The sequence below is a fragment of the Wolbachia endosymbiont of Drosophila leontia genome (assembly GCF_028981785.1).
Classification (GTDB): Bacteria; Pseudomonadota; Alphaproteobacteria; order Rickettsiales; family Anaplasmataceae; genus Wolbachia; species Wolbachia pipientis.
In genome coordinates this window covers 1-7,451 of sequence record NZ_JAPQLK010000050.1, presented here as the reverse complement: position 1 = coordinate 7,451, position 7,451 = coordinate 1, and the positions used below count along the sequence as shown (strand labels likewise).

The following is a 7,451-nucleotide window of genomic DNA, read 5'->3' as shown; positions in this document are numbered from 1 at the left end:
AGATGGCTATTTTATAATGAATTTTGTCAGCAGCCACCAGATTTTTTCAGTTGCTATGCAACAAAGCCATTCCAGTGTCAAGCACTGGGATCTGGTAGACAATGTTCATACAGCAGCTACTCGAATGACACCCTGTGTTTGCTGGCTATAATTGCTAAGGATTTTTATTTAATTTAACTGCATCTTTTGCCTTATCCAATAACCCATTAATAAAACCAATTTCGCTTGGTTTATCAAGTAAATCAGATGCAATGTTAGTATACTCATTGATAACAACTGGAACTGGCGTATCACAATTGGCTAACTCACATACTGCAACACGCAAAATAGATAAGCTTATAAGATTTAACCGTGAGAGAGACCAACTTGGGTGTAAATAAGACTCTATTATTTTATCATATTCTTCACTGCTTTTTATAACCTTATATAACAAGTTTTCTAAGAACTGATGTTCAAATTCTTCACATTCAAATATATCTTTCAACTTATTTATGTAGTCCTTAAGCTCACAATTTTCCAGTTTAAAAGTGCTTTTGTTGTAACCTACGAAAATATTTGAATAAGCAATTTGTACAGCAAGAAATCTTGCCGTGCTTCTTTTTATGCGCCACTTTTTATCTACTGGTTTTTCCTCCATTATTTTAATTTATTGTGTAAATCTATCATACGCAAAACAGTTGAGGCTGCATGGCCACCAACGTTCTTTTTGTTTTTATCAGCTCTAACTAGTGCTTTATCTTTGCTGTCAGCGGTAATTACGCCCATACCAAGGGGCATTGCACAATGCATAACAACTTCATTTAAGCCTTCGATTACTCCTTTACAAACATATTGATAGTGATCGGTTTCACCGCGAATCACGCACCCAAGAGCTAAATAACCGTCATAATTAGCATGCTTGCTTTTGACTGCAAAAAGAATTGTAGCTGGTATCTCAAATGCACCAGGAACTTTAATTATATCATAGCTTGCATAACTTTCTTTTAATCTATCGACTGCACCTTCAAGCAAAAGGTTTGCTATTTCAGCATAATAAATTGAATTAACTATTAGTATTTTCGACATTCACTACCACTTTTTTCGTTAAAAACAACTTTATTAATGATTGTTGAATTAGAGTTATAATACTACTAAATATCCAATATATTACCAGGCCGGCAGGAAAAGAAGAAAAAATAAAGACAGAAATGTAAGGTAAAAACTTCATAACATTTACTTGAATATCATCTTTGCTGGTTTCACTTAGCTTCTGCTGGATTATCATAGTAATACCAAAAACTATAGGCAAAATGCCTATAGAAATAGGGAAATTGTAGTTAAATAACCCAAATAATGTAAAAATGTTCGTTGGGTCAGGGGCTGAAAGATCTTTAACCCATAAATAAAAAGGGGCGTGTCTCATCTCTATAGTAACAAATAATACTTTATATAGAGCAAAAAATACCGGCATTTGTATGAGCATGGGAAAAATGCTCGACATTAGACTTACATTATTTTTCTTGTATAATGCAGTTATTTCCTTACTCTGCTTTAAACTATCACTTTCATACAGCTCCTTTATACGAGCTACTTCAGGATGCAGGCTTTTCATCTTAAGTGTCGAAATATAGAATCTAGTAGATAAGGGAAGCATCAAAAGTTTGATAACCAAAGTCAGCAATAATATTGCTAAGCCAAAATTCTTTAAAACGAAGTTAAAGTATTCAAGCAGTAAAAACACTGGCTTGGTTATAAAATAAAGAACACCAAAATCTACAGCTTTATCAAATAAAGGTATATTGAGAGTATCCTTGTAAGAATCCAGTAAATTCAACTTTTTTGCTCCAGCAAAAAAATAATTCACATTAGAAGTGCTTGCACCAGGAAGTATGCTCTTGTAAGGTTTGACAAAATCTACTTGGAATTTATCAGTATTATTAACGTCCGTGTGTTTAATGCTTACATTTATTTTATCGAATTTCTCAGGTATGATGGCTGTAAGCCAGTATTTATCAGCAAAACCAAACCAATTTTTTTCACTTGCACTTGCTTTTATTAAATGTTTCTTAGAGACATCCTTATATGTCCACTCCTCTAGTTTATTATCAAATGCACCCAGAACTCCTTCATGGGACATCCAATAAGATTCGTTGATATTGTCACGTTTACGGTTAATTTTACCATAAGGAACCAAAACGACATTATCTTTTGTGTTATTTTCAACAATCTGCTCAATTTTAAACATGTAGTTATCGTCAAGGCTAATTTTCATTTTAAACACAATGCCATTCTCATTGTCCCAAAATAAAATTACCTCTTTTTGATTGAGTTTATCTGCTTGCCAGACTGTCTTAGAATCTGGAACTTTAATCTTTTTATTCGGATCGAGCCACCCAAATTCTGCGAAATATACATCTTTTGATTCTGCAGGTGACAGTAACACCACTTGTGGAGAAGAAGAACTCGGTTCTAAGTGGTAATTAGTTAAAATTAAGTCATCAAACCTTGCACCTTTCAGAGAAATTGATCCTTTAATCATGTTATTGGTTAAACTAACCCTCTGTTCTCGAGTAGAATTAATAATTTCAGAACGATTTTGGTATATTATAGGAGCAAGGTCGTTAAAAGATTCGATATGTTCAATATTTTCAATCAATGGCTGGTTTTGGTTTGTACTAAAAAAATTATCATAAATAATACGCCAAGACACCATGATTAACATGGAAAGGATAGCTGCCAAAATTAAACTTTTTGCTTCTGACATGAAATTAAATCAAACATATCTTCTTAAAGTGTATACTAAATATTGTACTAAAACAATGAAATTTACTTATTTTTAATAATAACTTTTAACGCTGATCTTTAAAATTTATTTTAATAGCTTCAAATTTTAACAATATGAACGCGGTGAAAAATCTAGTTATTTGGTTGCTAATAATAGCCACTACTGCAATGCTTATTGATTCACAAAGGGACAAACTAAGCAACAGATTTCTCAGTACTTTTTTACCATATAAAGGAAGAATTCAAAATAGCGGTCAGAATAGTGGAAGTATTGAATTTACGAAGTCATATGATGGACACTTTTATATTCAGGCTCAAGTCAATGATCGCAATATAACGTTTTTGCTTGATACTGGAGCAACCGATATTGTTCTATCACAAAAAGACGCATTACATGCTGGTATTAACTTACAAAACGTTCAGGATTTTAAAATATATGAAACTGCGAAAGGTCAAATAAAAGCTGGAGTGGTCCAAATACCTCAAGTTAAAATAGGAAATTTTTTGATTAATGATGTACAGGCAAGCGTTAACACTCATTCTATGTCTCATTCACTACTTGGAATGAGCTTTTTAAGGTATTTTCATTTCACTATAAGAGATAATAAGTTGATATTATACCGCGACTAAACACTTCTACAATCTACTTATCAAAGCTCTGTAGGTCAATATAGGAGCAGAAATAAATATTGCAGAACAAGTGCCAATCAAAATACCAAAAAAAATGATCAAGCTGAAGTCTTTCACTGCATCTGTGCAGATTAATGCCAAAGGAAGAGCAGCAAGAAGGGTTGTACCCGAGGTTAATATAGTGCGAAATAATGTAGCGTTGATACTTGCATCTACTATCTCACTCATCCGCCCACTTTTACCACTCTTGCGATACTCTCGAATCCGATCGTATATAATTACTGAGTTATTGATTGAGTAACCAATGACAGTGAGGAGAGCTGCAACTGATGAAATATTAAACTCAATGCCAGTTAGGCTAATAAAACCAACAGTTAAAATCACGTCATGAATCAGTGCTGTTATTCCACTGAATCCACATTGCCAATTAAATCTAAACCAAACGTAAAAAAACATTCCAACAATCGCGATCAACATGGATAACATTCCTTCAAATATTTGTGTTGAGCTTATTTGTGGGCCAACATAGTCTATTTTACGATAGCTTATTGAGCTCCCCAGCTTTTCTTCTAGTATGCTTTTTATCTTTTTGATTTTATTTTCACCTCCTTCATCTTTAAAACGCATGACTAAATTATCACCCGCTTTTGAACTCTGCACTGTAAAACCATTTTCTTTTAATGCATCGAGAATAGAGTGATTCTCATCTGAAGATTTTATCTCTATCAAAATTCCGCCTGCAAAGTCTATGCCTAAGTTCACTCCGCGTAACACAACAATTAGCATTGAAAAGATGATAAGAATAATGCTAACGAGTGCAGTCAAATCCCTATATTTACTAAACTTGATATCGAGGTTATCTGGAATGAGCCTAAGTGCCATGCTATTTACTTAAACTTGAATTTTATATACTTTTCAAAAAATTCACTAGTTTATTTTGTGATTAGTCTCGTTCGTCCACTAGAAGGAAAAGCAGCAAGAAGCGAACCAAAAGCGATAAGAAAGGATCCAAGCCAGATTATAGACATTCCAGGTTTATAGTACACTTTAGTTGCAATTTTGCTCTTACTCTTATCAATCTCACCGATTACAACATAAATATCAGAAAATAAATTGTGGTAGATACTGCTTTCAACATTTTTCTGACCTTCCACAAGGTAAAATCTATATTCAGGGGTCATCTCACCTAATATCTTATTATTCAGCAAATTCCTGATATCCATTGTACCTCTCACTGCATGGAAATTTTTTTCCTTTATTAGCTCAATATTTCGTAAAGTAACTTTAAACTTATTGACTGTTATGCTATCCCCTATTTTTAAGTAATCTTCTTTTTTCTCCTGCCAACCAACCGAATATGCTATACCAAGCACTAGAATTGCCACTCCAGCATGAGCTGCTATCATTGCATAGTAGGATTTAGAAACTTTTTTTGCTAATAAAATTGATTCACCAAATGCTACCTTAAATAAACAAATTCTTTTACTATATGCCTCTAAAACAAAGATTAATAATGCTATGGAGATAGTAATTGATAGCACAATTATTAGCTCCATGTGAAAGATAAACGGCAAAATAGCTGCAGCACTGCAGAATGAAAATCTATATTCACGGAATATTGGCAATAGATTATTTCCCTGCCAACTGCAGTATTGCCCGATCATGGCGAGCACTAGAATAGTAAGTGCAATAGGGTTAAATAAGGAATTATAGTATGGTGCTCCAACTGAAATTAATTCACCGGTTAAATATTCGAGCACTGTAGGGTATAAAGTGCCAACGAACACAATCAAAAAGGCAGTGATGAATAATAAATTGTTCATCAGCATCATCGTAAGGCGTGAAAAGAATCTTCTACCCTCTGTCACTTGAGTAGCAAGTTTCTTTTCAGATTCCAGTGTCACGCACTGGAATGACATCGCAGATGTGTGATTCTTTCTCGTAAACACTACGAATATTACTAAGCTACTGACTGTAATTACACCAAGTAGAGCTAATATATACAGTCCATACCTTGGATCATCTGCAAACGTGTGCACTGAGGTAAGTATTCCTGAGCGGACTAGAAATGTTCCAGTCACACTCAATATAAAAGTTGTAAGCGTAAGTAAAATAGCAAAATTCCTTAAAGTATTGAAATTTCGTACAACGAGCAACAAATGTGTCAGCGCTACTGCAATTAGCCACGGCATCAGAGAAACATTTTCCACTGGATCCCAAAACCAAAATCCACCCCACCCAAGTTCGCGATACGCCCACCAGCTACCTAAGCTTATGCCCAAAGTGAGCAGCGACCAAGAAATAAGTACCCAAGGCCTGACAATTTTAGCCCAAACATTTCCTTCAACTTTTGCAATTAATCCAGCTATAGAGAGCGAAAAAGGAACGCTAAACCCAAGGTACCCCAAATATAATATTGGTGGGTGAATAGCAAGACCTATATCTTGCAATATCGGATTAAAACCCAGTCCATCTGTTTCAATGCCTGGCATTTTAGTGAAGGGGCTGGATTCAATTAAAGTGAACAGCAAAAAACAAAAGCAAATCAGCCCATGAGTGATAAGAGATATTTTTTTTAATTTACTACCATTAGTTCGTTCTGGTGTCATTCCAGTGCTTGACACTGGAATCCAGTTTTTATTACACTGCCATTTGATGTACTCATTTGCAATTAAATTGTCTGGATCCCAGTGTCTGGGCACTGGGATGACAGAGGGGGAAACTGGGATGACAGAAGGTATATAAATATCCATTAGTAATAAATACATGACAAGCACTAAGGTCCAAAGCAACATGGACCCTTCTTTGTTTCCCCAAACACCACAAATCTTGTAGATCAGAGGTTTTGTTGTGTGTGAGTGGTAGTATACGTTTTCAAGTGAAAAATCATTTGTAATGTGGCAGTAGATCAAAATAGCCATTGACGCTGATACACAAAAAAATATGGCAGTGGTAATAAACCGACAAGAACTAAGCGGTAAAAACAAATATGTCAAAGACAATAAGCAGGCTAGCAATAGCAATATATTCCCAAGTTCAGGCATAAAAAATTATAGTTTTTATATAAACAATATTACTGATGACAAGTTAGAAGTTAAAGTGTTAATTGATGCTAGCATAATGCCCCCGTAGTTAGCTGTGCTAGTATTAATTAAAAATTAAATATTAAATCTTTATACTTTTATAGATAGCGTTAATATTGAGGTAACATTGTGGGTACAACTAAGATTAGTAAATTTCCATTCAATATAAGAGGTAAAGTGGCAAAACAACATGCCGAACCAATAATCGAAAAAAATCTCTATACTATTTTAGGATTCAAAGATATAGAAGATTTTGAAAATAAGACAAGTAAACTTGTTAATAAAAAAGTTTGGCAATCATTTGTTGACTGCTTTGCAAAAGAAATAGATTATGCAGCAACCGAAGAAGTTGTAAAAAACATCGTTTGTAACATTGCAAAGAGTGATCAAGGTAATGCTTTTACCAAAACTGAACATCTCATATTAAATGAAAAGCAAGATAATAAAAAGAGAGAAAAAGCGATTAGAAAAGCTATTAGTATTTTGAGAAAAATCAATCCAGAAAAAGCCTTTAATGAACTTTCAGTAATAAAAAAACAAGCTGAAGATTTTTTACAAACCGATTTTTGTAAAGCACAGAGTAAATCACTTCAAGGATTTGCTCCCTCTGGTGAACAGCTCTTTGCGGAAACTCTGAAATATATAGAAACACTAGAAAGATTATCCGAAGTAAAAAAAGAAGGGCTAGTTAGAGATTTCTTGTTAAATCATGTTAGTTTATTGAATAAAAAGTATCCTAAATCACAAGGTAAAAGGGAAGATGCTATAACAATACTATCAAGTGATGAGTTGAAGAATTTTTACAATAAGGGTGTAAAAGAAGGAATGTTACAACCAATGGCATCTTAGAACCTGTTAAGGATCTCGAAAATATGAGGTAAAATAAGCATAGTTAAGAAAGAGGTATATCTATGCAAAAAAGCTATCCAAGAGATATAAGTAAAGAACAATTTGAAAAAATTAGACCAATACTGG

The 7,451-nt window shown here is 33.8% G+C and carries 8 protein-coding genes; 3 read left to right on the top strand and 5 right to left on the bottom strand.

The features are described 5' to 3' along the window. Window positions 1-154 precede the first annotated feature (154 nt). Genes nusB through yidC form a run of 3 tightly spaced genes read right to left on the bottom strand, consistent with a single transcriptional unit; the run spans window position 155 to window position 2,743 of the window. Window positions 155-637, bottom strand: coding sequence for a transcription antitermination factor NusB (gene nusB / locus OZD63_RS01580; protein ID WP_182320764.1), 483 nt, complete (start codon window positions 635-637; stop codon window positions 155-157). Further along, window positions 637-1,065: a 6,7-dimethyl-8-ribityllumazine synthase gene (locus OZD63_RS01575; protein ID WP_274979414.1), complete on the bottom strand. Its 429-nt coding sequence runs from the start codon at window positions 1,063-1,065 to the stop codon at window positions 637-639. Before OZD63_RS01575 ends, nusB begins: the two co-directional genes overlap by 1 nt. After that, complete coding sequence (gene yidC, locus OZD63_RS01570) at window positions 1,043-2,743, bottom strand: membrane protein insertase YidC (protein ID WP_275007943.1); 1,701 nt, start codon at window positions 2,741-2,743, stop codon at window positions 1,043-1,045. Before yidC ends, OZD63_RS01575 begins: the two co-directional genes overlap by 23 nt. Before the next feature lie 134 nt (window positions 2,744-2,877). Between yidC and OZD63_RS01565 the strand changes: the two genes are divergently transcribed. Further along, complete coding sequence (locus OZD63_RS01565; RefSeq protein ID WP_038249096.1) at window positions 2,878-3,393, top strand: TIGR02281 family clan AA aspartic protease; 516 nt, start codon at window positions 2,878-2,880, stop codon at window positions 3,391-3,393. 6 nt (window positions 3,394-3,399) lie between these two features. Here OZD63_RS01565 and secF read toward each other — a convergent pair whose 3' ends face one another. Both secF and OZD63_RS01555 read right to left on the bottom strand, forming a co-directional pair. Continuing rightward, the gene (gene secF / locus OZD63_RS01560; protein ID WP_274979416.1) at window positions 3,400-4,275 is read right to left on the bottom strand and encodes a protein translocase subunit SecF; all 876 of its coding nucleotides are present in this window, start codon (window positions 4,273-4,275) and stop codon (window positions 3,400-3,402) included. 50 nt (window positions 4,276-4,325) lie between these two features. Beyond that, window positions 4,326-6,380 (bottom strand): heme lyase CcmF/NrfE family subunit, encoded by a 2,055-nt coding sequence (locus OZD63_RS01555; RefSeq protein ID WP_458695126.1) that lies wholly within the window; start codon window positions 6,378-6,380, stop codon window positions 4,326-4,328. Here OZD63_RS01555 and OZD63_RS01550 point away from each other — a divergent pair. Together OZD63_RS01550 and OZD63_RS01545 are read left to right on the top strand one after the other, a co-directional pair. Next, on the top strand, window positions 6,337-6,525 hold the full coding sequence (locus tag OZD63_RS01550) for a hypothetical protein (RefSeq protein ID WP_274979418.1): 189 nt from the start codon (window positions 6,337-6,339) through the stop codon (window positions 6,523-6,525). The genes OZD63_RS01555 and OZD63_RS01550 overlap by 44 nt on opposite strands. Window positions 6,526-6,605: 80 nt before the next feature. Continuing rightward, entirely contained in the window at window positions 6,606-7,325 is a 720-nt protein-coding gene (locus OZD63_RS01545) for a hypothetical protein (protein WP_275007940.1), read from the top strand. Window positions 7,326-7,451 lie beyond the last annotated feature (126 nt).

What these genes read in the sequence shown, in the direction of transcription:
- nusB (WP_182320764.1), bottom strand. Translation starts at nt 637, where the DNA reads ATGGAGGAAAAACCAGTAGATAAAAAGTGGCGCATAAAAAGAAGCACG.
- OZD63_RS01575 (WP_274979414.1), bottom strand. Translation starts at nt 1,065, where the DNA reads ATGTCGAAAATACTAATAGTTAATTCAATTTATTATGCTGAAATAGCA.
- yidC (WP_275007943.1), bottom strand. Translation starts at nt 2,743, where the DNA reads ATGTCAGAAGCAAAAAGTTTAATTTTGGCAGCTATCCTTTCCATGTTA.
- OZD63_RS01565 (WP_038249096.1), top strand. Translation starts at nt 2,878, where the DNA reads ATGAACGCGGTGAAAAATCTAGTTATTTGGTTGCTAATAATAGCCACT.
- secF (WP_274979416.1), bottom strand. Translation starts at nt 4,275, where the DNA reads ATGGCACTTAGGCTCATTCCAGATAACCTCGATATCAAGTTTAGTAAA.
- OZD63_RS01550 (WP_274979418.1), top strand. Translation starts at nt 6,337, where the DNA reads ATGGCAGTGGTAATAAACCGACAAGAACTAAGCGGTAAAAACAAATAT.